Genomic DNA, 25,253 nt, shown 5'->3' with positions numbered 1-25,253 from the left:
CGTGACCATCGACGGTTTGCGGGTCGAGTATGCGGACGGCTTCGGCCTGGCGCGCTCGTCCAACACCACGCCGGTGGTGGTGCTGCGCTTCGAGGGCGAGACCGATGCGGCGCTGGCGCGGATCCAGCAATCGTTCCGCTCGGCGCTTTCGGCCGTCCGTCCGGGGCTGGTCCTGCCCTTCTGACACCGATGGCGCGTCTCCTGTATTCCGTCGCCTGGTGGCTGGCGCTGCCGCTGGTGCTGGCCAGGCTGTGGTGGCGGGGGCGACGCGAACCGGGGTACCGCCAGCATCTCGGCGAACGTTTCGGCATTTACCGGCAGCGCATCAACGCGCCCGTCATCTGGGTGCACGCGGTGTCGGTCGGCGAGACACGCGCGGCCGAGCCGCTGGTCAATGCACTGCTCGCCGCCTGGCCGGATCACGCCATCCTGCTGACCCATATGACGGCGACCGGCCGGGCCACCGGCGCGTCGCTGTTCGGCCGGCATGGCGGGCGCGTCGTCCAGAGTTTTCTGCCCTACGACACCGGCCTGATGGTCGGGCGCTTCCTGCGGCATTTCCGGCCGCGACTCTGCATCCTGATGGAGACCGAAGTCTGGCCCAACCTGATGGCGCAATGCGCCCGCCACGCGGTGCCGGTGGCGCTCGTGAATGCGCGGCTGTCCGAGCGCTCGCTCGCCAAGGCCCGGCGGCTGCCGGGCCTGATGGGCGAGGCCGCCGCCGGCATGGCTTGCGTGGCCGCGCAGACCGACGCCGACGCCGACCGCCTGCGCCGATTCGGCACACCCAATGTGCATGTCACCGGCAACCTCAAGTTCGATGTGGAGCCGCCCGCCGCCATGCTCGCGGCCGGCGCCGCACTGCGAACGCGGATCGGCGAGCGGCCTGTCTTTCTGTGCGCCAGTACGCGCGAGGGAGAGGAAGTCCTGCTGCTCGATGCCTGGCGCGCCCGGGACCGCGGAACCTCGCTGCTGCTGCTGGTGCCGCGCCATCCGCAGCGTTTCGACGAGGTGGCGCAGGAGGTGGCGGCGCGCGGCCTGCGCATGGCGCGGCGCTCGACGCTGGCCGATGCGCCGCTCGCGCCGGAAGTCCAGGTGCTGCTCGGCGATTCGATGGGCGAGATGTTTGCCTACTATGCCGCCAGCGATGTCGCCCACATCGGCGGCAGCGTGCTGCCGTTCGGCGGGCAGAACCTGATCGAGGCCTGCGCCGTCGGCAAGCCGGTGCTGCTGGGGCCGCACACCTTCAACTTCGCCGCTGCGAGCGAGGATGCGATCGCCGCCGGGGCCGCGCTGAGGCTGGCGGATGCGCAGCAGATCGTCGATGCCGCCGACCGGCTGCTGCGGTCGCCGGCGCAGCGTGAGGAAATGGGCCACGCCGCTGCGGCATTCGCGCAACAGCATCGCGGAGCGACCCGGCGCACGATTGCCCTGCTGCGGCCGCTGTTTTCCTGATCTTCGTCTGCAAAACCCTTGCCGATATCAAGAAAAAGTTTCTTCGAGTCACTATTTTCATTCCCCCTCGGCTAGAATGGGCTTCAAATAACCGAAACATTGCAGCCGCGGCGACAGACCGCGCGCCAAGACGCCAGGGACAAAGTGGAACGAGGGATGAGGACAACGACGGGCACACGCCTGGCGCGGGATACGCTGCGCCGGCTTGCCGGCGCCGCAGGCGTGGCCGCGGTGCTTTGCGGCCAGGCGGCGGCGCGGACGGACGTGGCGGAACTGGCCGACATGCCGATCGAGCAGCTGCTCGCATTCGATGTCTACAGCGCTTCCCGCTTCAGCCAGAAACCCACGGAGGCGCCGTCCAATGTCTCGGTCGTGACCGCAGCCGACATCCGGGCCTTCGGCTGGCGCACGCTGGCCGACATCCTCGGCAGCATGCGCGGCCTGCACACCAGCTACGACCGCAACTACAGCTATCTCGGCGCGCGCGGCTTCCTGCGCCCGGGGGACTTCAACACCCGCTTTCTGCTGCTCGTCGACGGCAATCGCGTCAATGACGGCGTTTATGAGCAGGCGGCGCTCGGCACGGAGTTCGGCGTCGATGTCGATCTGATCGAGCGCGTCGAATTCGTGCCCGGCCCCGGTTCTTCCATCTATGGCACCAACGCATTCTTGGGCGTCGTCAATGTGATCACGAAGCGGGGACGGGACCTCGCCGGCCCGCGCGTCGCGCTCGAAGCCGGCAGCCAGCACTGGCGCCGCGGGCGTGCCAGCTATGGCAAGCGCGGCGACGGACACGAGTGGCTGCTGTCGGTCAGCAGCTTCAGGGAGCGCGGCAAGGATGTGTATTTTCCCGAGTTCGACACGCCGGAGACCAGCAACGGTGTCGCCTCGGGACTCGACCATGACCGTGGCCGGAAGCTGTTCTTCAGGGGCAGCGCGGGCGACCTGAGCCTGTCGCTGCTGCATGGCGAACGGACCAAGGGCGTGCCCACCGCCTCCTACGAGCAGGCGTTCAACGATCCTCGTTCGCGCACGGTCGATACGCAAACCGCGATAGACGTCGGCTGGAAGCATGCGCTTTCCTCCGCGACGGAACTCAATACGCGCGTCCACTGGGGGCGCTACCAGTATCGCGGCGACTATGCCTACCTGCCGGCACCGGAGGGACTGAACCGGGACCGCACCGATTCCGCCTGGTGGGGGATGGAGGCCAGGCTCGTCACCGTCGCCTTCGACGGGCACAAGCTGGTCGCGGGCGCCGAATACCAGAGGGATTACCGGCGCGAACAGATCAACTACGATCTCGACCCCTATCTCCTGCGTCTCGACGCTCGCCGCACGGGCTATCGCGGCGGGGTCTATGCACAGGACGAGATCAGGCTGCGCGAGAACCTGCTGCTCAACGCGGGCATGCGCATCGACCGCAACGACATCAGCGGCACGGAGACCAGTCCGCGCCTGGCGCTGATCCATCGTCCGGCGAAAGCGACCACGCTCAAGCTGATGCACGGCCACGCATTCCGCGCGCCGAGCGCCTACGAGGCCTACTACAGCGTGCCGGGCGAAGGCGGGCAGAAGCCGAATCCGTCGCTGAAGGTGGAACACATGCGCAGCACCGAAGTGAGCGTCGAGCAGTCGTTCAGGGCGGACACGCGTCTGCTGCTGTCCGTGTACCGCAACCGGGTGTCGGATCTGATCACCCAGGTGCTCGACCCGGCCGACGGCCTGCTCATGTATGACAACATCGACCGCGCCCGTTCCCAGGGCGCGGAAGTGGAGTTCGAGCAGGTCTGGACCGGCGGCGCGCGGCTGCGCGTGAGCTACAGCCGTCAGCACACGCGCGATCTGTCGACCGGCATGACGCTGCCGAACTCGCCCCGTCACCTGGCCAAGCTGAACCTGGCCGCGCCGCTGCTCGGCGGCCCCTGGCAGGCCGGGGTCGAACTGCGCTACACGAGCCGCCGCAATACCCTGGCGGGCAGCACCGGCAGCCACCTGCTGACCAATCTGACGCTGTCCTCGCTGAAGCTTGCGCCGGGACTGGACGTATCGGCCAGCCTCTACAACCTGTTCGACCGCCGCTGGTCCGATCCGGGCGGCGGCGAGCACCGGCAGGACGCGCTGCGGCAGAACGGCCGCAGCGTCCGCCTCAAGATGGAATACGCGTTCTGATGCCGGTCATGCGCGCCGCCGTTCGACTGCTTGCCGCCGCGATGCTGCTGCATCCCGTGCTCGCGCTTGCGCAGGCGGCGTCCGAGCATGAACTCAAGGCAGCCTTCGTGTTCAATTTCGCGCTCTTCACCGACTGGCCGGCCGACACGTCATACGAAGGCGGACTGTTCCATGTCTGCGTCGGCGCCGCCAGCCCGATGCGCGAGCCGCTGTCGGCGATCGCGGGCAAGACGGTGAAGGGGCGGCGCCTCGCCCTGCGCACCGCCACCGGCGGCGAGAGCCTGCGCGCCTGTCATCTGCTCGTGCTCGATGGCGGCGACCGCGAGCGCTGGGCGCAGACGCGCAAGGCCATCGACGGCGCGCCGGTCCTGACCGTGACCGACGACGACCGCATCGCGCGCGAGGGCGCGGTGGTTGCGCTCGACACCGAAGGCCAGCGCCTGACATTCGACATCGATCTGAAGGCCGCGCGACAGGCCCGGCTGGTGCTCAGCTCGAAGCTGCTGCGCCTGGCGCGCATGGTGAACTGAATGAGAAAAATCGCATTGCATTCCGCCACGCCGCGGCTCGGCCGCTGGCTCGATCTCGCCAACCTGGTGACGGCCGGCGCCGCCCTGCTCGTTGCCAGCATCCTGCTGATCGGTTTCCAGTTCGTGTCGCTGCGCGCGGCGATGCTGGAAGACGTGGATGTGCAGGCGCGCATCGTCAGCGAGAACAGCGCGGCGGCGCTGCTGTTTCGCGACAGCCGCGCCAGCAATGAAACCTTGTCCGCGCTGTCGGCCGCGCCGGCGGTGGAAGCGGCGGCGATCTTCGACGGCGAGGGCCGCATCGTCGCCGCCTTCCGTCGCAACGGTGCCGCCGAGCTGGGCCTGAGCGCCGACCTGATGCGAGCCGGCCAGCGCTTCAGCGCCACCCACCTGGAGATCGCGCGTCCCATCGAGCTCGACGGCGACAGGGTAGGCGTGGTCGCCATCCGCGCCAGCCTGGAACAGCTGTATGCACGCCTGCTCGCCTATGGCGCGCTGACGCTGGCGGTCGCGCTCGGGTCGCTGGCGGTGGCTTTCCTGCTGGTGAGCCGCATGCGCGCACGGGTGCGCTCCGCCGAAGCGCATCTCGACCGCCTCGCGCATGTCGACCCGGTGACCGGTCTGCCGAACCGCCATGCATTCAACGGACGCCTGTCGGAAGCGCTCGCCGCCGTGGACCGTTTCGGCGGCCATGCCGGCCTGCTGCTGCTGGACCTGGACAACTTCAAGATGGTGAACGACACCCTCGGCCATCATGCCGGCGACAGGTTGCTCAAGCTGGTGGCCGACCGGCTGCTGTCCTGCCTCGGCGACAATGAACTGCTGTGCCGCATCGGCGGCGACGAGTTCGCGGTGATCCTGCATGCGCCCGCCGCGCCGGACAGGACGGCTGCCGCGGTGCTGCAGTCGCTCGCGGCGCCGTTCGCCATCGACAGGCATGAGATCTACGTGACCGCCAGCGCAGGGCTGAGCCTTTGTCCCGACGACGCGCGCGACCTCGAAACCCTGATCCGCAATGCCGACACCGCGATGTACCAGGCCAAGAGCCGCGGCAAGAATGCCTGGGAGAGCTTTCATCCCGACTTCGATTACCGGGTGCAGAAACGCCTGTCGCTGGAAACCAGCCTGCGCAAGGCGCTCGAGCGCGGCGAACTGCAGCTCCATTATCAGCCCCAGGTCAGCCTGCGCGACGGCAGGATCGCCGGCGTCGAGGCCCTGCTGCGCTGGGAGCATCCGGAACTCGGCCTGATCAGCCCGGCCGAATTCATTCCGGTCGCCGAGGAGAGCGGCCTCATCGTGCCGATCGGGCGATGGGTGCTGCAGCAGGCATGCCGTCAGGCGGCGGCATGGGAGCGCGCCGGTCTGGAAAACGTCAACGTCGCGGTCAACCTGTCCGCCCGCCAGGCGCGGGAACCGGGGCTGGCGGCCGACGTCATGGCGGCGGTGGAAGAGGCCGGCATCGACGCATCCCGACTCGAGCTGGAAATCACCGAGTCGATCCTGATGGACAACGTCCAGGCCAACATCGCGTTGCTGGAGCGCCTGCGGGCCGAAGGCGTGCGGCTTGCCATCGACGATTTCGGCACCGGCTATTCATCGATGGCCTACCTGAAGCGCTTCCCGATCGACCGCCTCAAGATCGACCGCACCTTCGTGCGCGACATTCCCGGCGACGGCGACGACGAAGCGATCTGCGAGGCCATCATCGCCATGGCGCACAGCCTCGGCATGACGGTTACCGCCGAGGGTGTCGAGAACGCGCGCCAGCTGGAATTCCTCCGCAACGCGGGCTGCGATGTCATGCAGGGGTATTACTTTGCCGAGCCGCGCAATGTGCAGGCGACCACGCGCTTCCTCGAAAGCAGGGCGGCGCTGGCGCCGGCGATGCCCGCCTAGCCCTGCGCGCGCGAAAGCCTGCCGAGGCGGGCCTGGCGGCCCGTTTCCCGCATGCCGCTACTGCTGCAGCAGCGCGTTCACCTGGACCAGGTCTTCTTCCTTCAGGACGCCCGCCGCCGCCTTCAGCCGCAGGCCGTTGACGATGGTGTCGTAGCGCGCGCGCGACAGATCGCGCCGGGTGGAGAACAGCTGCTGCTGCGCATTGAGCACGTCGATGTTGATGCGCACCCCGACCTGATAGCCGAGGCGGTTGGATTCGAGCGCCGACTGGCTCGACACTTCCGCCGCCTCCAGCGCCCTGACCTGGGCCAGGCCGGCGTTCACGCCGAGGAAGGCCTGGCGCGCGCCCTGGGCGGCCGTGCGGCGCGCGTTCTCCAGATCGGCGCGGGAGCGTTCTTCCAGCGCGATCGCCTCGCGCACCCGGCTGGTGACCGCATAGCCGGAGAAGATCGGGATGTTCCACTGCACGCCGATGCTGTTGGTGTCGCCCGTGGTGCCCACGCCGGGAGTCTGGGTGCTGCCGCTCTGGTTGGTGTGGTTGCGGCTGGCGACCAGGTCGACGGTCGGGTAGTGGCCGGCGCGGCTGCGCTTGATCTCGCGCTGCGCGATCTCCAGCGCGAGCTGCTGGCCGATGACGCCGAAGTTCTGCTGTTCCGCGCTCTGCACCCAGTTGTCGAGCGTGGCCGGCTCGGGCGAATTGAGCCGGATGCCGGGGCGCAGCGTGGCCAGCGCGCCGGCCGGCTTGCCGATGATCTGCTGCAGCGCGCTGCGCTTGATCTCGAGGTCGTTCTGCGCGGCGAATTCCTGCGCCAGCACCAGGTCGTAGCGCGCCTGCGCCTCATGGGTGTCGGTGATGGTGGCGGTGCCGACCTCGAAATTGCGCTTGGCCGAGGCGAGCTGCTCGGTGATCGCCGTCTTCTGGGCCTGCACCGATGCCAGCGCATCCTGCGAGGCGAGCACGTCGAAATAGGCCTGCGCCACGCGCACGATCAGGTCCTGCCGCGCCTGGGCGAACTGGGCCTCGCTGGCTGCCACCGAGAGCTTGCCCTGCTGGTACTGCTCCCAGTTCGCGAGACGGAACAGCGGCTGGGACAGCGAGATGGTGTAGCCCCGCGAGCTGAAGTCGGTATCTGGACGGGAAAAGCCGCCGACCTCGAAATTCTCCGCGTCGGTGCGGTTGTAGCTGCCGCTCACGCCCACCACCGGCAGCAGCCCGGCCCGTCCCTGCGCCTCGCGCTCCCTTCCCGCCGCCGCCGCCGCGCGCGCGCTGGCGAATACCGCGTCGGCGGCCTGCGCCTCCTGGTACACCTGCAGCAGGTCGAGCGCATGCGCATTGAGCGACAGGAAGGCGCCGGCGAGCAGTACGGCGATGAGGGGCTTGCGCATTGAGGATCCTCCGGAGATGAATGCGGGTGTCAGTAGGTGGGCATGCTGCCGTCGACCTGCAGCGCCCAGGCATGGACGCCGCCGGTGAGGTTGATGACCCTGGAAAAACCCTGGCGCTCGAGGAAGGCGGCCACCGACATGCTGCGCGCGCCGTGATGGCAGATGCAGACCACGGGCGCATCCTCTTCAAGCTCCTGCATGCGCTCCGGCACGGTGTTCATCGGCATGGACTGCGCGCCCGCTATGTGGCAGGTCTGGAATTCCCAGGGCTCGCGCACATCGAGCAGCAAGGGCGCGGGACGGGATTCGTCCGCCAGCCAGGCGGCGAGTTCGGGGGCGGTGATCTGTTCCATGCCGGTTGTCCTCAGAAACTGAATTGCGAAGGCGGCGCGATGCCGAGCAGCGGGGCGATGCTGGTCTCGAAGACCTTGACCGTCTCGAACTTGCTGTCGCCGGCGCGCGTGGTGATTTCCGCCGACATCACCGGCGGCTCGCCGACGACGACGAACAGGCGGCCGCCCGGCTTGAGCTGCTTGAGGAAGATATCGGGCACGGCGTGCACCGAGGCCGAAATCACGATCACGTCGTACAGCGGCTCGGCCCGGTTGGCCGGCCAGCCGGCCGCGCCGTTGCCCTCGACCACCTCGACGTTCCTGACGCCGTTGTCTGCCAGGTTCTTGCGCGCCATCGCGGCCAGCGCGGGGTCGATCTCGACCGTCGTCACCTGGCGCGCCTTGGCCGCCAGCAGCGCCGCGAGGTAGCCGGAACCGGCGCCGATCTCCAGCACCGTCTCCTGCGGGCGGACATTCAGCTCCTGCAGGATGCGCGCCTCCAGCTTCGGGGTGAACATGCGCGCACTGGCCGACAGCGGAATCTCGGTGTCCATGAAGGCCAGGTTGCGGTAGGCGGGCGGCACGAAGTTCTCACGCTTGACCACCAGCAGCAAATCGAGCACGTCCGGCGCCAGAACGTCCCACGGGCGGATCTGCTGCTCGATCATGTTGAAACGGGCTTTTTCGATATTCATTTCTGGTCTCGGCAAGGTGGATGAACAAACGCGCTATTTTATCAAAGGGGGTCCCGGTTTTTACCCTGGGGAACCGCTTCCGCGCCGCCGCCGCCGCCTTCCGGCAACGCCGGGCGCGGCTTGCGGCGCACCCAGGCGGTGAAGTCGTCGAGATAGGTATAGATCACCGGCACCACCACCAGGGTGAGTAATGACGAAGTGATAATCCCTCCGATCACCGCCTGGCCCATCGGCGCCCGCTGTTCCGAGCCCTCGCTCATGCCGAAGGCCAGCGGCACCATGCCGAACACCATCGCCAGCGTGGTCATCAGGATCGGGCGCAGGCGGACGTGGGCGGCTTCCAGCAGGGCGGCGGTGCGCTCCGCGCCGGCCTTGCGCGCCTGGTTGGCGAAATCCACCAGCAGGATCGCGTTCTTGGTCACCAGGCCCATGAGCATGATGAAGCCGATGATGGAAAACATGTTCAGCGTGGAGCGGAAGAACATCAGCGCCAGGAACACCCCGACCAGCGTCAGCGGCAGCGAAGACATGATCGCCACCGGCTGCAGGAAGCTGGCGAACTGCGAGGCCAGGATCATGTAGATGAAGATGATGGCCAGCGCCAGCGCCGACAGCGCATAGCCGAAGGATTCCTGCATGTTCTTGGTGGAGCCGCCGAGCTGGTAGCGATAGCCGGGCTGCCAGTTCATGCCGTCCAGCGCGCCCCGCACATCGGCGCTGACTTCGCCGGCCGAGCGGCCGACCACGTTGGCCGACAGCTCGACTTCCCGGTTCAGGTCGCGCCGGTTGATCTGGTTGGCGCCGGTGGACGGGGTGATGGAGGCGACCTGGCGCAGCGCCACCATGCGCGGCGTGCCGTCGGCATTGGTCTGGGAGCTGGCCAGCATCAGGCGCGACAGGTCCTCTGCCTCGTTGCGGTCGGACGGCGCCAGCCGCACGCGGACGTTGTAGTTCTCGTCGTCCGGGCCGCGCCAGGTGGTGGTCTCGTCGCCCGCCAGCAGCGGCCGCAGCGCGTTGCCGATCTGGGCCACGCCGATGCCGAGATCGGCCGCGATGTCGCGCCTGGGCTCGATCGCGATCGTCGGCTTTTCCGCCTTCAGGCTGGAGTCGAGGTCGACCACGCCGGGGATGGCGCCGATGCGGCGCATCGCTTCGTCGGTCAGTCGCGCCAGTTCCTTCAGGTCGCTGCCCTGCAGGCTCAGCCGCAGCTGCTTGTTGTCGCCGCCGACGCCGTCGAGCGAGCCGATGTGGGTGACGGTGATGCCGGCCACGCGCTGCAGGCGCTCGCGCAGCGGTCCGCTGAGCTGGCCGGTGCTGCGCTCCCGTTCCTTGCGCGGCACCAGGCGCACGAAGGTGGTCGCATAGTTCCGTCCCTGGGCGGAGCCGGTGTTGACGGTGCTGTAGAGATCGCGCACTTCCGGGAATTCGCGCAGCATGGCCTCCACCTGGCGCACCTTGGTCTCGGTGAACTCGAGCGAGGAGCCGACCGGCGTGTAATAGGTGATGCCCGTTTCCGAATAGTCGGCCTGCGGCACGAATTCGGAGCCGATCAGGCCGCCCGCGGGAATGGCGAGGCCGCCGAAGAAGCTCGCGGCGGCGATTGCGAGCGTGGTCTTGCGATGCGCGAGAGACCAGGAGAGCAGCGACTGGTAGACGCGCGACAGCCATTGCACGAAACGCTCGAACTGCCCCAGCACGCGTCCGATGGTGCGGTCGTAGAGCGAGTTGCGGCGGCCATGGTTGCCGTGGGCTTCCGGATCGGGCCATACCGACGACAGCATCGGGTCGAGCGTGAAGGAGACGAACATCGAGATCAGCACCGCCGCCACCACGGTCACGCCGAACTGGTGGAAGAAGCGGCCGATGATGCCGCCCATGAAGCCCACCGGCAGGAATACCGCGACGATGGAAAAGGTGGTGGCCAGCACCGCCAGGCCGATTTCCGCGGTGCCGTCGAGGGCGGCCTTCTTGTGATCCTTGAAGCGGCCGCTGCGGTCGCGCATGCCGGCGTGGCGCACGATGTTTTCCCGCACCACGATGGCGTCGTCGATCAGCAGGCCCACGCACAGCGACAGCGCCATCAGCGTGATCATGTTGATGGTGAAGCCGAAGATGTACATGAAGAGGAAGGTGCCGATCACCGCCACCGGCAGCGTGAGGCCGGTGATCACCGTCGAGCGCCAGGAATTGAGGAACAGGAAAACGATCAGGATGGTCAGGATCGCGCCCTCGATCAGGGTCTGGCGCACGTTCTGCACGCCGGTGCGGATCTGGCGCGAGCTGTCCTGGATCACTTCCAGCCGCACGCCGGGATAGAGCGTATCCAGGCGCGGCTGCAGCTCGGCCATCGCTTCCCGGATGCCGTCCACCACGTCGATGGTGTTCTGGTCCTGCGCCTTCTGCACCGACACCGCGAGCGTGCGCTGGCCGTTGTACAGGGCCAGGCTTTCCTGTTCTTCCTGGCCGTCGACCACGGTCGCGATCTGGGAAAGGGTGACCGGCTGGCCGCCGCGGCGGGCGACCACGATGCGCTCGAAATCCTGCGGCTGGCGCAGCTTGCCGCGGATCTGCACCACCTTCTCGTCGCTGCCGGAACGGATGGCGCCCGCCGGCAGCTCCAGGTTCTCGCTGCGCAGCGCATTCATGACCTGGTCGATGCCGATGCCGAGCGCTTCCATCTCGAACGGCTTCACATGGACCTGGATCTCGCGCCGCACGCCGCCCACCAGCGATACCGAGCCCACGCCGCGCACATTCTCGAGGCGCTTCTTGATCACCTGGTCCGCGATGGTCGTCAGTTCGCGCATGTCGCGCGCCTGGGTCTTGCCGTCGCCGGTGACGGCGATCGCGATGATGGGTCGGTCCGCCGGGTCGAAGCGCATCACCCGCGGTTCCTTGACTTCATCGCGGAAGACCGCCTTGACCATCGCCACCTTTTCCCGCACATCCTGCGCCGCCTGGGACGGATCGATGGTGAGGTCGAATTCGACGATCACCACCGAGTTGCCTTCATAGGAGCGGGAATACAGGTTCTTGATGCCGTTGACGGTATTGACCGTCTCTTCCACCTTGCGGGTGACGTCGGATTCGACCGATTCCGGCGAAGCGCCCGGGTATTCCGTCTGCACCACGACCACCGGGAAGGTGACGTCGGGGAACTGATCGACGCGCAGCCGCTGGTAGGAAAAAAGGCCGAGCACCACGAACGCCATCATCATCATGGTCGCGAGTACCGGGTTGCCGATGCTGATGCGGGTGAACCACATGCGGGGATATCCTTGGCGCGCGGCGCCTGTTTCGTGTGTCGGGTGTTACTGCGCCGGCGCGGGCGCCAGCCTGACTTCGGTGCCGGGGCGCAGCGCGCCGAGATTGGTCCGCACCACCTGGGCGCCGGGCGCCAGGCCGGACAGGATCTCGACCGCATCGCGTTCGCCGTCGCTGCCCTGCATGCCGGGCGTGACCGGCCTGCGCGCCAGCCTGCCGTTCTCGATGGTGTAGACAAAGCTCGCGCCGCCATCCTTCTGCACCGCGCCGGCCGGCACCAGCAGCACGTCCGTCCTGCGTTCGAGCGTCAGCTGCGCGTCGGCGAACATGCCCGCGCGCAGCAGGCCCTGCGGATTGTCGACCTGGACATAGATCATGATCGAGCGCGAACCCGCGGTGGTCGCCGGATTGATCCGGGCCACCCTGGCCACCAGCGGGGCGGGCATGCCTTCCACCCGCAGCCGCACTTCCTGGCCGACCGCGACGTTCAGAATGTCGGCGGCGGGCACCGCGGCCTCCATCTCAAGCTGGGCGAGGTCGACCACGTCGAGCAGGCGGCTGTCGGCGGCCACCTTTTCGCCCGGCTGCACGCTGCGGCTGCTGACGGTGCCGGCGATCGGCGCGCGGATCACGGTGTCGCCGACCGCTTTCCGCGCCACGTCGAGCGCACCGCGCGCGCTGTCCACGTTGGCCTGCGCGATGCGGTACTGGCTCTCGGCGGTGTCGAACGCGTTCTGCGAGATGAAACCCTTGTCCAGCAGCGCGCGGTTGTTGTCGCGCGAGCGCACCGCGATGTCGAGCTGCCCGCGGGCGGCCTGCAGCGAGCCGCGCGCCTGTTCCAGCCGCGCCTGGTAATCGGCGGCATCCATGCGCACCAGCACCTGGCCGGCTTTCACGCTTTCGCCTTCGCGCACCAGCACTTCGCGCACCTCGCCCGGCACGCGTGCCTTGACGCTGGCCTGGCGCAGCGCGCGCAGGCTGCCGGTGAGAGGCAGCTGGCGCCGCAATTCGCCGACGCGCGCCTGGACCACGTCGGACGGCAGGAATTCCAGCACCGCCGCCGGCGGCGCGGCGGCCGGCTGCGGCCGGGACGGACGCTTGACCAGGAATACGGCCAGCGCCAGCAGCAGGCAGGCGAACAGGGCAATCCACAAGGGACGCCGTTTGAGCAGGGGAGTGCGGGTCATTGGCTGGCGGCGTCGCGTCGGAGGCCGTTCAGAAAAAGTTCGACGAAAGTCTCGAGATACTGCTGCGGCGATACCGGATGCACCTGGCAGTTGAAGGAGTGCTGCGACAGCATCAGCATCAGCATCGGCGCGCACAGCACGCTGGTCGCATGCTGCACGTCGATGGGGCGGAATTCGCCGCGCCGGATGCCGCGTTCCAGCAGGCTGGCGATCATCGCATCGGCGCGCGCGATCACCTCGTCGCGGTAGAACTCGGCCACCTCGGGGAAGTTGTTCGATTCGGCCAGCATCAGCTTGCTGATGCCCGAGACCTTGGAGTGGCCGATGCGGTCCCACCAGCCGAACACGATCTCGCGAAACAGGTCGGCGGTCGAGCCTTCGAAGCTGCCGACCGTGTCTTCCGCCTCGCCCAGCGCGGGCAGCACGTTTTCCCGGACGACGGCCTTGAAGAGTTCTTCCTTGTTGGCGAAATACAGATAGAGCGTGCCCTTGGAGACGCCGGCGCGCGCGGCGACATCATCCAGCCGCGTGGCGGCGAAGCCGCGTTCGACGAACAGGTCGAGCGCGGCCGCCAGCAATTCCTGGGGGCGCGCATCCTTGCGCCGCTCCCAGCGGGGTTTCTTCAACGGGCATTTGATCATTGGCGGGACGACAAAATAAATTACTTACGAGTCAGTAATATAAAGGCGCGGTCCTTCAGCGTCAAGCGCGGCGCGGTGCAGAGCGGTAGAATGCCGCTCCCCTGCGAAACCGTCACGCCATGGAATGCCGAGCCGGATGCGGCGCCTGCTGCATCGCCCCCTCGATCACCTCGCCGCTGCCCGGCATGCCGCAAGGCAAACCGGCCGGCGTGCCTTGCGCCCAGCTGCTGCCCGACATGCGCTGCGCCGTATTCGGCCGTCCGGAACGGCCGTCTTTCTGCGGCAGCCTGCGGCCGGCGGCGGACATGTGCGGCGACAGCCGCGAGCAGGCGATCTTCTGGCTGTCGCGTCTCGAAGAGGAGACGTGCCCCGGCGCGCCGACGGCGCGCATGATTTCGGGCAAAGCCGGTCTGGCCGGCGTGTGCGAAAGTGCGGCCGATGCCCACGTTCTGCCGTAGCGACGCCGTCATGAAACGAATTGCCATCCTGCTGCCGCTGGCGCTGCTGCTGGCGGCCTGCGCCACGCTGCTCGGTCCGCGCGACGTGGAAGTGCCGCTCGCCCGCATACAGCAGTCGATGGAGCGGCGTTTCCCGTTCAATAACCGCTATCTGGAATTGCTCGACATCCGCGTGACCAATCCCCGGGTGTCGCTGCTGCCGGAGACCAACCGCATCCTGACGCGCATGGATACCGCGATCGCGCCGCCTTTCCTGCAGCGCAGCTGGACCGGCAATCTCGCCGTCTCCGGCGTGCTGCGGATAGACCCGTCGCGCAACGCGGTGGTGCTGGGCGAGCCGCGCGTGGAAAGCTTCAGCGTGGACGGGCTCGATCCGCTCTATGCGAACCGGGTGACCCGCATCGGCAGCCTGCTGGCGGAAGAGATGCTGGCGGACTATCCGCTCTACACCTTCAGGCCGGAAGACCTCCGCGTGGCCGGGGCCAGCTTCTATCCGTCCAAAATCACGACGCGCGGCGACGCGCTCGTGGTAAGCTTTGAGCCCGCGCGATGAGCGCGGACCGCTTCCGCCAACCCGTCCGACGACGGGTTTTTTATTGACCTGATCATTTGATTGCGATTACTGCATGGACCTGACGCTTGCGCTCAAGGCGCTCATCATGGGCATCGTCGAAGGGCTGACCGAGTTCCTCCCGATTTCATCGACCGGCCACCTGATACTCACCGCCAGCCTGCTGAATTTCACCGGCGACAAGGTCAAGGTCTTCGAGATCGCCATCCAGGGCGGCGCCATGCTCGCCGTGGTCTGGGAGTACCGGGCGCGCATCGCCGCGGTCCTGAGCGGGCTGACCAGCGACCGCCGCGCCCAGCGTTTCGCGCTCAACGTGCTGATCGGCTTCCTGCCCGCCGCCACGCTCGGCTTCCTGTTCAACAAGAGCATCACGGCGGTGCTGTTCCACCCGGTGCCGGTGGCGCTGGCCTTCATCCTCGGCGGCATCGTGATCCTCTACGTGGAACGTGCGCACAAGCGGCGCGGCAAGGTCGCGCGCATCGAGTCGGTGGATGAAATGACGCCGCTCGACGCGCTCAAGGTGGGCCTGGCCCAGGCATTCGCGCTGATTCCCGGCACCAGCCGCTCCGGCGCCACCATCATCGGCGGCATGATGTTCGGCCTGTCGCGGCGCGCCGCCACCGAGTTTTCCTTCTTCCTCGCGATTCCGACGCTGTTCGGCGCCGGCATCTATTCCGTGGTCAAGCAGCGCGAACTGCTGTCGCTGGCGGACCTGCCGATGTTCGGCATCGGCGCCGCCGCGGCCTTCGCTTCCGCGTTCCTGTGCGTGCGCTGGCTGCTGCGCTATATCAGCACGCACGACTTCACCTTCTTCGCCTGGTACCGGATCGTCTTCGGCATCGTTGTAATTGCGACAGCTTATGGCGGCCTGGTCGACTGGAGCCATTAAAATCACTGGATGTCTTCACAGTCTTCATTGCAAGACCGGGCGCTGGACGTCCTGCAAACGGTCTTCGGTTATCCCTCCTTTCGCGGTCATCAGGCCGAGATCATCGGCCAGGTAGCCGCCGGCGGCGACGCCCTGGTGCTGATGCCCACCGGCGGCGGCAAGTCGCTCTGCTACCAGATTCCCGCGCTGCTGCGCGACGGCGTCGGCGTGGTGGTGTCGCCGCTCATCGCGCTGATGCAGGATCAGGTCGATGCCCTGGCCGAACTCGGCGTGCGCGCGGCCTTCCTCAACTCCACCCAGACGTACGAGCAGGCCATGCGCACCGAGCGCATGGTGCGCGGCGGCGAGCTCGACCTGCTCTATGTGGCGCCGGAAAGACTGCTCACCCAGCGCTGCCTGGAACTGCTCGATGCCTCGAAACTGGCGCTGTTCGCGATCGACGAGGCGCACTGCGTGTCGCAATGGGGGCATGACTTCCGGCCGGAATACATCCGGCTGTCCGTGCTGCACGAGCGCTTTCCGCAGGTGCCGCGCATCGCGCTCACCGCCACCGCCGACCCGCAGACCCGCGCCGAGATCGCGCACCGGCTGCAGCTCGACGATGCGCGCCAGTTCGTGTCTTCGTTCGACCGCCCGAACATCCGCTACCAGATCGTCGAAAAGAACAACGGCCGCAAGCAGCTGCTCGACTTCATCCAGGAAGAGCACGCGGGCGACGCCGGGGTCGTGTACTGCCTGTCGCGCAAGAAGGTCGAGGAGACCGCGGAATTCCTCTGCGCGCACGGCGTCAACGCGCTGCCCTATCATGCCGGGATGGAGCTGGCGGACCGCACCGCCAACCAGTCGCGCTTCCTGCGCGAGGATGGCATCGTGATGGTGGCCACCATCGCCTTCGGCATGGGCATCGACAAGCCCGATGTGCGTTTCGTCGCCCATCTCGACCTGCCCAAGAGCATAGAGGGCTATTACCAGGAAACCGGCCGCGCCGGTCGCGACGGACTGCCGGCCGACGCCTGGATGGCCTACGGCCTGCAGGACGTGGTGCAGCAGCGCCGCATGATCGACGAATCCGAGGCCGACGAAAGCTTCAAGCGGGTGCAGGGCGCCAAGCTCGACGCCATGCTCGGCCTGTGCGAAACCCTGCATTGCCGGCGCGTGCGCCTGCTCGACTATTTCGGCCAGGCTTCCGGCCCCTGCGGTAACTGCGACATCTGTCTCTCGCCCCCGGTATCCTATGATGGCAGCGTGCGCATGCAAAAGCTGCTGTCGGCCGTCTACCGCACCGAGCAGCGCTTCGGCGCGGGCCACGTGATCGATGTGCTGCGCGGCACCGACTCCGAGAAAATCCGCCAGTGGCGCCACGACAAGCTGTCCGTATTCGGCATCGGCGCCGACGTCGGCGAGCAGGAATGGCGCGCCATTCTCAGGCAGGCGATCGCGCTCGGCCTGCTGGTGGTCGACCACGACGCCTACAGCTCGCTCAAGCTCACCGATGCGGCACGGCCCGTGCTGCGCGGCGAACAGCAGGTGCTGCTCAGGGAATATCGCAAGCCCGAGAAAAAGAAGCGCGACGGTTCGCGCGCCCGCGCTATCGATGCCGAGCTGTCGGGCGCCGCCCGGGCGCTGTTCGACAGGCTGCGCGCATGGCGCGTCGAAACCGCGCGCCGCCACAACGTGCCCGCCTACGTCATCTTCCACGACGCCACCATGCGCGAGATCGCCAAGGCCCGCCCCGTCTCCATCAACGAGCTGCGCAATATCTCCGGCGTCGGCGAACGCAAGCTGGAAACCTACGGCGAGGAAATCATCGCGCTGATCAACGAAGACTGACCCGGCAGCTGGAACCAAACCCGCCTCTCCTACACATATCGGGCTCCGCAGGACGCGCACCGGGATCCGCACGCGTCCCAGGAACAGACACGGCTTCAGCCATGCGCTGAAGTCCTTCCATCCGGACCGTGGTCCGGTTTCCTGTAATCTGGAGGTTCGATGATCAGAATCGCAGCGCGCGTCACACAGCCGTTCGTAACCTCTCCTCCTCCTGCCGGGCAGGTCGATCCTCGCATGACCGCGGTTGCGAGCGAGGCCAGAGCCGTTCTCGACGCCGTCAGGAGCCCGACCTCACACGCAACGCTTCTGCGGAACAACGACCGCCTGCAGGATGCGCTCCATCGTTTGCTGCAACCCCTTCCGGCGGCCGCCGCGCCGCTGGCCGAGAGTCTGCGCGGGGCGCAGGCCGCGATCGACGAACTGACGAACAGCTTGCCGGGGTTGACGTGGAAAGCCGCGCCTTCGCCGCGGGCCGCGCGAACGGAGATCGAACCGATCAGGGAGAGGATCGACGCCACGCAAAACCTCGTACATCACGTGATCGCGAAAAGCGTGGAGGCATCCGGGCTCCATGGCGAAGCCCTGAAGACATTCATGAAGACGGTCTACCCGAAGCCCGCCGACCTGGCCCGGCATGCGAACGTGGTTCTGCCGCTGGACAAGCAGTCCGAGATCGCCGACCAGAGCAAGCGCCTGCAGCGTTTCGCAGGCGTGCCGCGAAGGCGCGATCTGGCGGCATGGGCCGGCAAACTGCCGCGGGTAACACGCAAGCAGGGCGCATCAGCGAACAGCGCGGAGCAGGTCCGCACCCTGGCTTTCATTGCGGCCCGCACCCGGGATCCCGGGCGGCGGCAACAGGCCATGCACAAGCTCGCGGCTGTCCTGCGTCGCGATCCCGACCAGTCCCTGTCCAATGTGATGAACGAGACATGGTATCGGCTCAGCGCGTCGACGGAACTGCACACCTTCTACGGGCTTTACGGCAAGCTCGTCGCCGGCGAGGCGACCGCGGCGGAACGGGACGCCGCCGCACAGGCACTGCATCGGGTCCGCGACTGGCATGACAAGGGCGAGAACAGACTGTCGGCCCCGCAAAGACGTGATCTCGCCCGCGCGCTGGCGCCATTGGCAGATGCTGGAGACCAGCGCTTCAAGTCACTGCGTGACGCTTTCATGGCAGACGAAGCAGGTGCTCCTGCCACAACACCGGACGTAGCCCGCCGCTTTACACCCGACCTCATACGCGACATGGGGCCGCGGATCGAGTTCAGCGACTTGCCGCAGGGCGCCGCGTCCACCCGTGCCGCGGGGTACCTGAAGCTCGACGGCGAGACCTACTATTGCAAGGAGATCGGTCATGGGCCGCGAGCGGCGCTGAGCGAGTACCTCTCAATGCAGCTCATCGCGCTGACCGGCCAGATGGCGCCGGTCACGAAGATCGGGCGGGTCGGCGGTACCTTCGTGATTCTCTCCAGGGTCATACCGGGTTACCAGGACCTTGGCAAGATTCTGCTGGACACGGACAGAATGAGCGGGTTTGCCGGGCGAGAGTGGGGCGAGGGGGGCAGGAGCAAGGTGCGCATGTTGTCCGAGCGCGCGCATGCGGCAAATGCCGACATCGAACAGCTGGCCGCCGACGGCTACGACAAGAAATCGGCCGCGAGGAAGACGCCCCGCAAGAAGCTTTTCGAGGCGCGCGCCGAACTGATCGCGCTGCTGCCCAGGGACATGTCGCGGCAGTTGCACAAGGCGCAGTTCCTGTCGCGGCTGCTTGGCCACAACGATTTTCTCAACGGCGAGTTCTATAACGTCGGCTTCAACGACGCCGACGAATGCGTGGTGCTGGACTTCGGCAATGCCCTGAACCAGGGTTTCGGCGGCAGGCAGCGCAACGAGGACAACCTGCCGCTCGCCAACCGGCTGGCGTATCCGGAAAACGATCCCTACGAGGCAAACCCGATTCGTCCCGTCGACCATGTTTTCTCCGGACGGGCAGGCGATAGCCGGACCAACGTCGGCGCCATTCCCCGCAGCGGACCAACCACCAGGGTCGTCAGTGACGCGATACGGGCGGAAACCCGGCTGGCCGAGGCAGGCACGACCCGGGAACAGATGACTGCGGTGCCCGTGCACGAGATCGACGCACTGGAGGGGCAGCTGGAGGCAGCCTATCAGTTGAGCCTGCTCCCGGACGATGCGCTCAGGGCGGTCGTGCTACGCCACTGGGCGGGACCCGACGACGAATCGGTGCCCTATCAGCCGCATGAGACCATCAGAATGCCTGCAGAGGAGCTTGGAGAGATTCTGGTCGAGCGGCGCCACGCGCTGGTAGGGCAGTTCACGCCCGATGAGATCGGGCGTTGGGCGCAGAAGCATCCGCGGCGGGCGCGGGCGTGCCACGCAGATGTGAAAAGGGCCGTGCGAGAAATTGCCGGCATGTCCATACCGGACTTTTCAATGTTGGCGCCCGCCGGCGAGGCCGGCCCCTCGCGGAAACGGCGGTTTTCGGTCTGAGCGACGCCTAGCGCTTTTCGAACACCAGGTCCCACACCCCGTGGCCGAGCCGGATGCCGCGGTTCTCGAACTTCGTGACCGGGCGGTAGGCCGGGCGCGGCGCATAGCCGTCGGCGGTGTTGCGCAGCGTCGGCTCGTCGCCCAGCACCTGCAGCATCTGTTCCGCATAGTCCTGCCAGTCGGTCGCGCAATGAATGTAGCCGCCGGGCGCGATGCGCGAGGCGAGCAGCGAGACGAAGGGCGGCTGAATCAGCCGGCGCTTGTTGTGGCGCGCCTTGTGCCAGGGATCGGGGAAGAACACATGCACGCCGGCCAGGCTCTGCGGCCGCACCATGTGCGTCACGACTTCCACCGCGTCGTGCTGGATGATGCGCAGGTTTTCCAGCTGCCGTTCGCCGATCAGCTTGAGCAGGCTGCCCACGCCGGGCGTATGCACTTCCACGCCGACGAAATGCTTGTCCGGCATGCCGGCAGCGATGGCGGCGGTCGTGTCGCCCATGCCGAAACCGATCTCCAGGATCAGCGGCGCGCTGCCGCCGAAAGCGGTGTCGAAATCGGTCTCCTGCTTGACGTAGGGGATGCAGTAGCGCGGCCCGAGTTCTTCCAGCGCGCGCGCCTGCGCCGTGGACAGCCGGCCGGCGCGGGTGACGAAGCTGCGGATCCGGCGTTCGGTCGGGTCGTACAGCATCTGGCGGCCGGCGGGGTTTTCGGGCGGATGGTCGGACATGGCGTGTGGCGGAAGCGGCAAATAAAAAAGGCACCGATCGGTGCCCGGTACTGGAGCGGGTGAAGGGAATCGAACCCTCGTCGTAAGCTTGGGAAGCTTCTGCTCTACCATTGAGCTACACCCGCGGCAAGCGGCATTTTACGTGGGTTTGGCGGAAGTTGGCAAACCTGGCGGCGCTTGCGCCGGCTTGCCCGCGTCCTCAGATGCCGCCCATGCAGAGATATTTCATCTCCAGGTATTCATCGATACCGTACTTCGACCCCTCGCGTCCGAGACCCGACTGCTTGACGCCGCCGAAGGGCGCGACCTCGTTGGAAATGATGCCGGTATTGATGCCGACCATGCCGTATTCGAGCTTCTCCGCCACCCGCCACACGCGGCCGATATCGCGCGAGTAGAAATAGCTGGCCAGGCCGAAGTCGGTGGCGTTGGCGGCGGCGATCGCTTCTTCCTCGGTGGAGAAGCGGGTGACGGCGGCCACCGGGCCGAAGGTCTCTTCGTTCATCACCAGCATGTCGGGCGTGGTGTCGGCCAGCACGGTCGGTTCGTAGAAGCGGCCGCCGAGCGCGTGCGTGCGGCCGCCCGCGAGCAGTTTCGCCCCCTTGGACAGCGCGTCGGACACATGTTCGTTGACCTTGGCCACCGCCTGTTCGTCGATCAGCGGGCCCTGGTTGACGCCGGGCTCGAAGCCGTTGCCCACCTTGATCTTGCGCGCGCCCTCGGCCAGTTTCGCGACGAAGGCGTCGTAGATCGATTCATGCGCATAGATGCGATTGGTGCAGACGCAGGTCTGGCCGGCGTTGCGGTACTTGGACACCAGGGCGCCCTCGACCGCGGCGTCGAGATCGGCATCGTCGAACACGATGAAGGGCGCATGGCCGCCGAGTTCGAGCGCGAGCTTCTTGACCGTCGGTGCCGACTGTCGCATCAGAATGCGGCCGACCGGGGTGGAGCCGGTGAAGGACAGGTGGCGCACGACGGTGCTGTCGCACAGCACCTTGCCGACCTCGATCGAGTGTTCGGCGTCGGCGGTGATGATATTGATGACACCCGCCGGCACGCCGGCGCGCTGCGCGAGTTCGGCCAGCGCCAGCGCCGACAGCGGGGTCTGCTCGGCCGGCTTGATGACGATGGTGCAGCCGGCGGCCATGGCCGGCGCGACCTTGCGGGTGATCATCGCGATCGGGAAGTTCCAGGGCGTGATCGCCGCGCACACACCGATCGGCTGGCGCAGCACCACCATGCGCTTGTCGCTCCAGGTCGTCGACATCACGTCGCCCGACACCCGCTTGGCCTCTTCCGCGAACCATTCGACGAAGCTGGCGCCGTAGGCGACTTCGCCCTTGGCTTCCGGCAGCGGCTTGCCCTGTTCTGCGGTCATCAGCGCGGCCAGATCGTCGGCATTGGCGAGCATCAGGTCGAACCACTTGCGCATCACCGCCGCACGCTCCTTGCCGGTCTTGGCGGCCCAGGCGGGGAACGCCGCCTGCGCGGCGGCGATCGCGCGCTCGGCCTCGGCGGCGCCCATGTTCGGCACCGAGCAGAGCGTCGCGCCATCGGCGGGATTGGTGACGTCGAAACGGGTTTCCGCATTGACCCAGGCGCCGTTCAGATATGCCTGGTCGCGGAGCAGGGATGCGTCCTTGAGTGCGGGAATGCTGCTGGCCATGTTTGTCTCCTGAGTTTATGGGCCGATGGAAAACAAAGAGGATAGCGCAAGCCCGGCACGACTGCCGGGCGCGGCGCGGTCTCAGCCTGCCCTGGGCTTCGCTTCCTCGCGGCGGTTGAAGCCGGCCACCATGTCGAAGCGGAACAGCCGGCATTCCAGCGCGCCGTTGAAGAAGGGCGTCTTGCGCGATTCCTTCAGGCGCAGCATCTTCGGCAGGCCGAGATCGGCGGTGAACAGGAAGACCTGCCAGCCGGCGAAACGCTGCTTGAGGGTGGCGCTGAAGGCGCTGTAGAAAGCGGTCGCGAGTTCATCCGGCGCCTGCGAGCGGTCGCCGCGCACGCCGATCCGCTCGCCATACGGCGGATTGGCGAGGATGATGCCGGGCACCGAGGACGGCGGGCGGATTTCCTGCGCCTCGATCTGCTTGAGCGGCACCTCGAAGCGGATGCCGGCATTGCGCAGATTGTTGCGGGTCATGACGATCATGTCGCCGGAGATGTCGCTGCCGAACAGCGTGGGCTCGGTCGGCAGCGGGTTGAGTTTCACCTCGCCCTTGATGGCCTGCCATTCGGCGGCGTTGAAATCCTGGAATTTCTCGAACGCGAAGCCGCGGTTCATGCCGGACGGGATGCCGGCCAGAATCTGCGCCGCCTCGATCAGGATGGTGCCCGAGCCGCACATGGGATCGAGCAATACCGTTCCCGGTTTCCAGCCCGAGACCCGCAGCAGGCCGGCCGCCAGATTTTCGCGCAGCGGCGCGTCGCCGGTTTCCTGCCGCCAGCCGCGCTTGAACAGCGCCTCGCCGGAAGTGTCGAGGTAGACGGTGTAGTTGTTCGCGTCCAGAAAGCCGGCGATCCGCACGTCGGGCGTGCGGGTATTGACCGAGGGCCGCTTGCCGTACAGGTCGCGGAAGCGGTCGCAGACGGCGTCCTTGATCTTGAGCGTGGTGAATTCCAGGCTCTTGAGCGGCGACTTGATCGCATTGAGATCGACGCGGATCGTGCGTTCGACCGGAAACCATTCTTCCCAGGCCTGCGCCAGCGTCAGATCGTAGATGTCGTTTTCATTGACATAGCTGCCCTGGGCGATGCGCAGCAGGATGCGCGAGGCGATGCGGGAATGCAGGTTCAGCCGGTAACTGTCCGACAGCGAGCCGGAGCAGTGCACGCCGCCCGGCACCTGCTTGTGGACCTTCAGCGTGCTGCTGGCTTGCGCGACTTCGCCGATTTCTTCGGCGAGCGCCGCCTCCATGCCGCGCGGGCAGGGGCAGAAATAGGAATAAGACATGCGGAGTACCTTTTATCCGTTGTGCCGGAAATCCGGCGTTAGACATTCAGAATGGCTTGACGATCACCAGAATCACGACCGCCAGCAGCACCAGCGCCGGCACTTCGTTGAACCAGCGGAACCACTTGTGGCTGCGCGTGTTGGCGCCGCGCTCGAATTTCTTCAGCAGCGAGCCGCAGGCATGGTGATAGCCGATCAGCAGCACCACCAGCGCCAGCTTCGCATGCAGCCAGCCGTTGCCCGGGCCCTTGCCGACGCCGTAGCCGAGCCACAGCCAGAGCCCGAGCGCCAGCGCCGGCAGTGCCAGCATGCCCATGAAGCGGTACAGCTTGCGCGCCATCAGCAACAGCCGCGCATTGGCAGCCGGTTCGCTTTCCATCGCCAGGTTGACGAAGATGCGCGGCAGATAGAACAGGCCGGCGAACCAGGATGCGACGAAGAACAGGTGCAGCGCCTTGACCCAGAGGTAAGCCATTGCTACTCCCGCACTTCGCCGTGGCCGAACACCACGTACTTCAGCGAGGTCAGGCCTTCGAGGCCGACCGGGCCGCGCGCATGCAGCTTGTCGTTGGAAATGCCGATCTCGGCGCCGAGTCCGTATTCAAAGCCGTCGGCGAAACGCGTCGAGGCATTGACCATCACCGAGGCGGAGTCGACTTCGCGCAGGAAGCGCATCGCCCGGCTGTAGTCCTCGGTCACGATCGCATCGGTATGCTGCGACGACCAGGTGTTGATGTGGGTGATCGCCTCGTCCACGCCGTCCACGATCTTGACCGCGAGGATGGGGGCCAGATACTCGGTGCCCCAGTCCTCCTCGCTGGCCTCGGCCAGGCGGGGATAGCCGGCGAGAATCTCCCTGGCCTGCGCATCGGCGCGCAGCTCGACTTCCTTGCCCGCATACAGTGCGGCGAGCCCCGGCAGCACTTCGGCGGCGATGCCGCGCGCGACCAGCAGGGTTTCCATCGTGTTGCAGGTGCCGTAGCGGTGGCACTTGGCGTTGAAGGCAATCTTCAGCGCCTTGTCGATGTCGGCCATGTCGTCGATGTAGACATGGCAGATGCCGTCGAGATGCTTGATCATCGGCACCCGGGACTCGCGGATCAGCCGCTCGATCAGGCCCTTGCCGCCGCGCGGCACGATCACGTCCACATATTCGGGCATGGTGATCAGCTCGCCGACGGCGGCGCGGTCGGTGGTCTCGACGATCTGCACCGCGTCCTGAGGCAAACCTGCGCCTGCCAGGCCTTCCTTGACCAGCTTTGCCAGCGCCTGGTTGCAATGGATCGCCTCGGAGCCGCCGCGCAGGATGGTCGCGTTGCCGCTCTTGATGCACAGGCCGGCCGCGTCCACGGTCACGTTCGGCCGCGCCTCATAGATGATGCCGATGACGCCCAGCGGTACCCGCATCTGTCCGACCTGGATGCCGGTGGGCCGGTACTTCATGTTGGAAATCTCGCCGATCGGATCGGGCAGGCCGGCGATCTGCTCCAGGCCTTCCGCCATGGTGGCGATCGCCTTGTCCGACAGGGTCAGCCGGTCGAGCATCGCCTCGGCCAGGCCGTTGGCGCGGGCGGCCTCGAGATCGCGCTGGTTGGCAGCGCGCAGCGCATCGGCCTCGCGCCGGATGGCGGCGGCGATCAGCAGCAGCGCCTGGTTCTTGGCGCGGGTATCGGCTTTCGCCATCGCGCGCGAGGCGGCGCGGGCGCGCCGGCCGACTTCCGTCATGTAGTGCTTGATGTCCATATGCTCCGAC

General features: G+C 66.9%; 20 protein-coding genes, 1 tRNA gene and 1 pseudogene. 10 read left to right on the top strand and 12 right to left on the bottom strand.

Annotated elements, in window-relative coordinates:
- The 5 genes and pseudogenes from NCCP691_RS16670 to NCCP691_RS16650 all read left to right on the top strand — a co-directional run.
- Positions 1-184, top strand: a pseudogene (locus NCCP691_RS16670) (phosphomannomutase/phosphoglucomutase); the annotation flags it as partial.
- Positions 185-189: 5 nt separating this feature from the next.
- On the top strand, positions 190-1,455 hold the full coding sequence (waaA, locus tag NCCP691_RS16665) for a lipid IV(A) 3-deoxy-D-manno-octulosonic acid transferase (RefSeq protein WP_220809685.1): 1,266 nt from the start codon (positions 190-192) through the stop codon (positions 1,453-1,455).
- A 156-nt stretch (positions 1,456-1,611) separates the two neighbouring features.
- A complete protein-coding gene (locus NCCP691_RS16660) occupies positions 1,612-3,627 on the top strand; it encodes a TonB-dependent receptor plug domain-containing protein (RefSeq protein WP_220809684.1) in 2,016 nt (671 codons plus the stop codon).
- A complete protein-coding gene (locus tag NCCP691_RS16655) occupies positions 3,627-4,157 on the top strand; it encodes a YfiR family protein (protein WP_238482473.1) in 531 nt (176 codons plus the stop codon). The genes NCCP691_RS16660 and NCCP691_RS16655 overlap by 1 nt, the downstream gene beginning before the upstream one ends.
- The gene (locus tag NCCP691_RS16650) at positions 4,158-6,050 is read left to right on the top strand and encodes a putative bifunctional diguanylate cyclase/phosphodiesterase (RefSeq protein ID WP_220809683.1); all 1,893 of its coding nucleotides are present in this window, start codon (positions 4,158-4,160) and stop codon (positions 6,048-6,050) included. It abuts the gene before it with no gap.
- Between the two features lie 57 nt (positions 6,051-6,107).
- Here NCCP691_RS16650 and NCCP691_RS16645 read toward each other — a convergent pair whose 3' ends face one another.
- Genes NCCP691_RS16645 through NCCP691_RS16620 form a run of 6 tightly spaced genes read right to left on the bottom strand, consistent with a single transcriptional unit; the run spans position 6,108 to position 13,552 of the window.
- Positions 6,108-7,436 carry a TolC family outer membrane protein gene (locus NCCP691_RS16645; RefSeq protein WP_220809682.1) on the bottom strand — a complete coding sequence of 443 codons (1,329 nt, stop codon included), beginning with the start codon at positions 7,434-7,436 and terminating at the stop codon, positions 6,108-6,110.
- A 29-nt stretch (positions 7,437-7,465) separates the two neighbouring features.
- Entirely contained in the window at positions 7,466-7,789 is a 324-nt protein-coding gene (locus NCCP691_RS16640; protein WP_220809681.1) for a rhodanese-like domain-containing protein, read from the bottom strand.
- Positions 7,790-7,800: 11 nt separating this feature from the next.
- On the bottom strand, positions 7,801-8,463 hold the full coding sequence (locus tag NCCP691_RS16635; protein WP_220809680.1) for a protein-L-isoaspartate O-methyltransferase family protein: 663 nt from the start codon (positions 8,461-8,463) through the stop codon (positions 7,801-7,803).
- A gap of 41 nt (positions 8,464-8,504) precedes the next feature.
- The gene (locus NCCP691_RS16630; RefSeq protein ID WP_220809679.1) at positions 8,505-11,729 is read right to left on the bottom strand and encodes an efflux RND transporter permease subunit; all 3,225 of its coding nucleotides are present in this window, start codon (positions 11,727-11,729) and stop codon (positions 8,505-8,507) included.
- Positions 11,730-11,774: 45 nt separating this feature from the next.
- Complete coding sequence (locus NCCP691_RS16625) at positions 11,775-12,914, bottom strand: efflux RND transporter periplasmic adaptor subunit (protein ID WP_220809678.1); 1,140 nt, start codon at positions 12,912-12,914, stop codon at positions 11,775-11,777.
- Positions 12,911-13,552, bottom strand: a complete 642-nt coding sequence (locus NCCP691_RS16620) for a TetR/AcrR family transcriptional regulator (RefSeq protein ID WP_373870369.1) — start codon at positions 13,550-13,552, stop codon at positions 12,911-12,913. Before NCCP691_RS16620 ends, NCCP691_RS16625 begins: the two co-directional genes overlap by 4 nt.
- A gap of 122 nt (positions 13,553-13,674) precedes the next feature.
- On the opposite strand from NCCP691_RS16620, the gene NCCP691_RS16615 reads away from it, so the two are divergent.
- The 5 genes from NCCP691_RS16615 to NCCP691_RS16595 all read left to right on the top strand — a co-directional run bounded on the left by NCCP691_RS16615 (position 13,675) and on the right by NCCP691_RS16595 (position 19,817).
- On the top strand, positions 13,675-14,013 hold the full coding sequence (locus tag NCCP691_RS16615; protein WP_238482472.1) for a YkgJ family cysteine cluster protein: 339 nt from the start codon (positions 13,675-13,677) through the stop codon (positions 14,011-14,013).
- A gap of 10 nt (positions 14,014-14,023) precedes the next feature.
- On the top strand, positions 14,024-14,566 hold the full coding sequence (locus tag NCCP691_RS16610; RefSeq protein WP_220809676.1) for a DUF1439 domain-containing protein: 543 nt from the start codon (positions 14,024-14,026) through the stop codon (positions 14,564-14,566).
- 73 nt (positions 14,567-14,639) lie between these two features.
- The gene (locus NCCP691_RS16605) at positions 14,640-15,473 is read left to right on the top strand and encodes an undecaprenyl-diphosphate phosphatase (RefSeq protein WP_220809675.1); all 834 of its coding nucleotides are present in this window, start codon (positions 14,640-14,642) and stop codon (positions 15,471-15,473) included.
- A 9-nt stretch (positions 15,474-15,482) separates the two neighbouring features.
- Positions 15,483-17,303 carry a DNA helicase RecQ gene (recQ, locus tag NCCP691_RS16600; protein WP_220809674.1) on the top strand — a complete coding sequence of 607 codons (1,821 nt, stop codon included), beginning with the start codon at positions 15,483-15,485 and terminating at the stop codon, positions 17,301-17,303.
- 159 nt (positions 17,304-17,462) lie between these two features.
- A complete protein-coding gene (locus NCCP691_RS16595) occupies positions 17,463-19,817 on the top strand; it encodes a hypothetical protein (protein WP_220809673.1) in 2,355 nt (784 codons plus the stop codon).
- Positions 19,818-19,824: 7 nt separating this feature from the next.
- Here the strand turns inward: NCCP691_RS16595 and trmB are convergent, their stop codons facing one another.
- The 6 genes from trmB to NCCP691_RS16565 all read right to left on the bottom strand — a co-directional run bounded on the left by trmB (position 19,825) and on the right by NCCP691_RS16565 (position 25,243).
- Complete coding sequence (gene trmB / locus NCCP691_RS16590; RefSeq protein WP_220809672.1) at positions 19,825-20,544, bottom strand: tRNA (guanosine(46)-N7)-methyltransferase TrmB; 720 nt, start codon at positions 20,542-20,544, stop codon at positions 19,825-19,827.
- Positions 20,545-20,595: 51 nt separating this feature from the next.
- Positions 20,596-20,669, bottom strand: a tRNA-Gly gene (locus NCCP691_RS16585).
- Between the two features lie 74 nt (positions 20,670-20,743).
- Positions 20,744-22,213, bottom strand: a complete 1,470-nt coding sequence (locus NCCP691_RS16580; RefSeq protein WP_220809671.1) for an NAD-dependent succinate-semialdehyde dehydrogenase — start codon at positions 22,211-22,213, stop codon at positions 20,744-20,746.
- Positions 22,214-22,294: 81 nt separating this feature from the next.
- Positions 22,295-23,500 carry a THUMP domain-containing class I SAM-dependent RNA methyltransferase gene (locus NCCP691_RS16575; protein ID WP_220809670.1) on the bottom strand — a complete coding sequence of 402 codons (1,206 nt, stop codon included), beginning with the start codon at positions 23,498-23,500 and terminating at the stop codon, positions 22,295-22,297.
- A 46-nt stretch (positions 23,501-23,546) separates the two neighbouring features.
- A complete protein-coding gene (locus NCCP691_RS16570; protein WP_220809669.1) occupies positions 23,547-23,975 on the bottom strand; it encodes a CopD family protein in 429 nt (142 codons plus the stop codon).
- Between the two features lie 2 nt (positions 23,976-23,977).
- Positions 23,978-25,243 carry a glutamate-5-semialdehyde dehydrogenase gene (locus tag NCCP691_RS16565; protein ID WP_220809668.1) on the bottom strand — a complete coding sequence of 422 codons (1,266 nt, stop codon included), beginning with the start codon at positions 25,241-25,243 and terminating at the stop codon, positions 23,978-23,980.
- Positions 25,244-25,253 lie beyond the last annotated feature (10 nt).

It is taken from the genome of Noviherbaspirillum aridicola, from assembly GCF_019656455.1.
GTDB lineage: Bacteria > Pseudomonadota > Gammaproteobacteria > Burkholderiales > Burkholderiaceae_D > Noviherbaspirillum > Noviherbaspirillum aridicola.
Note: the sequence above shows the minus strand (reverse complement) of the source record. Positions and strands in the feature narration are given on the sequence as shown.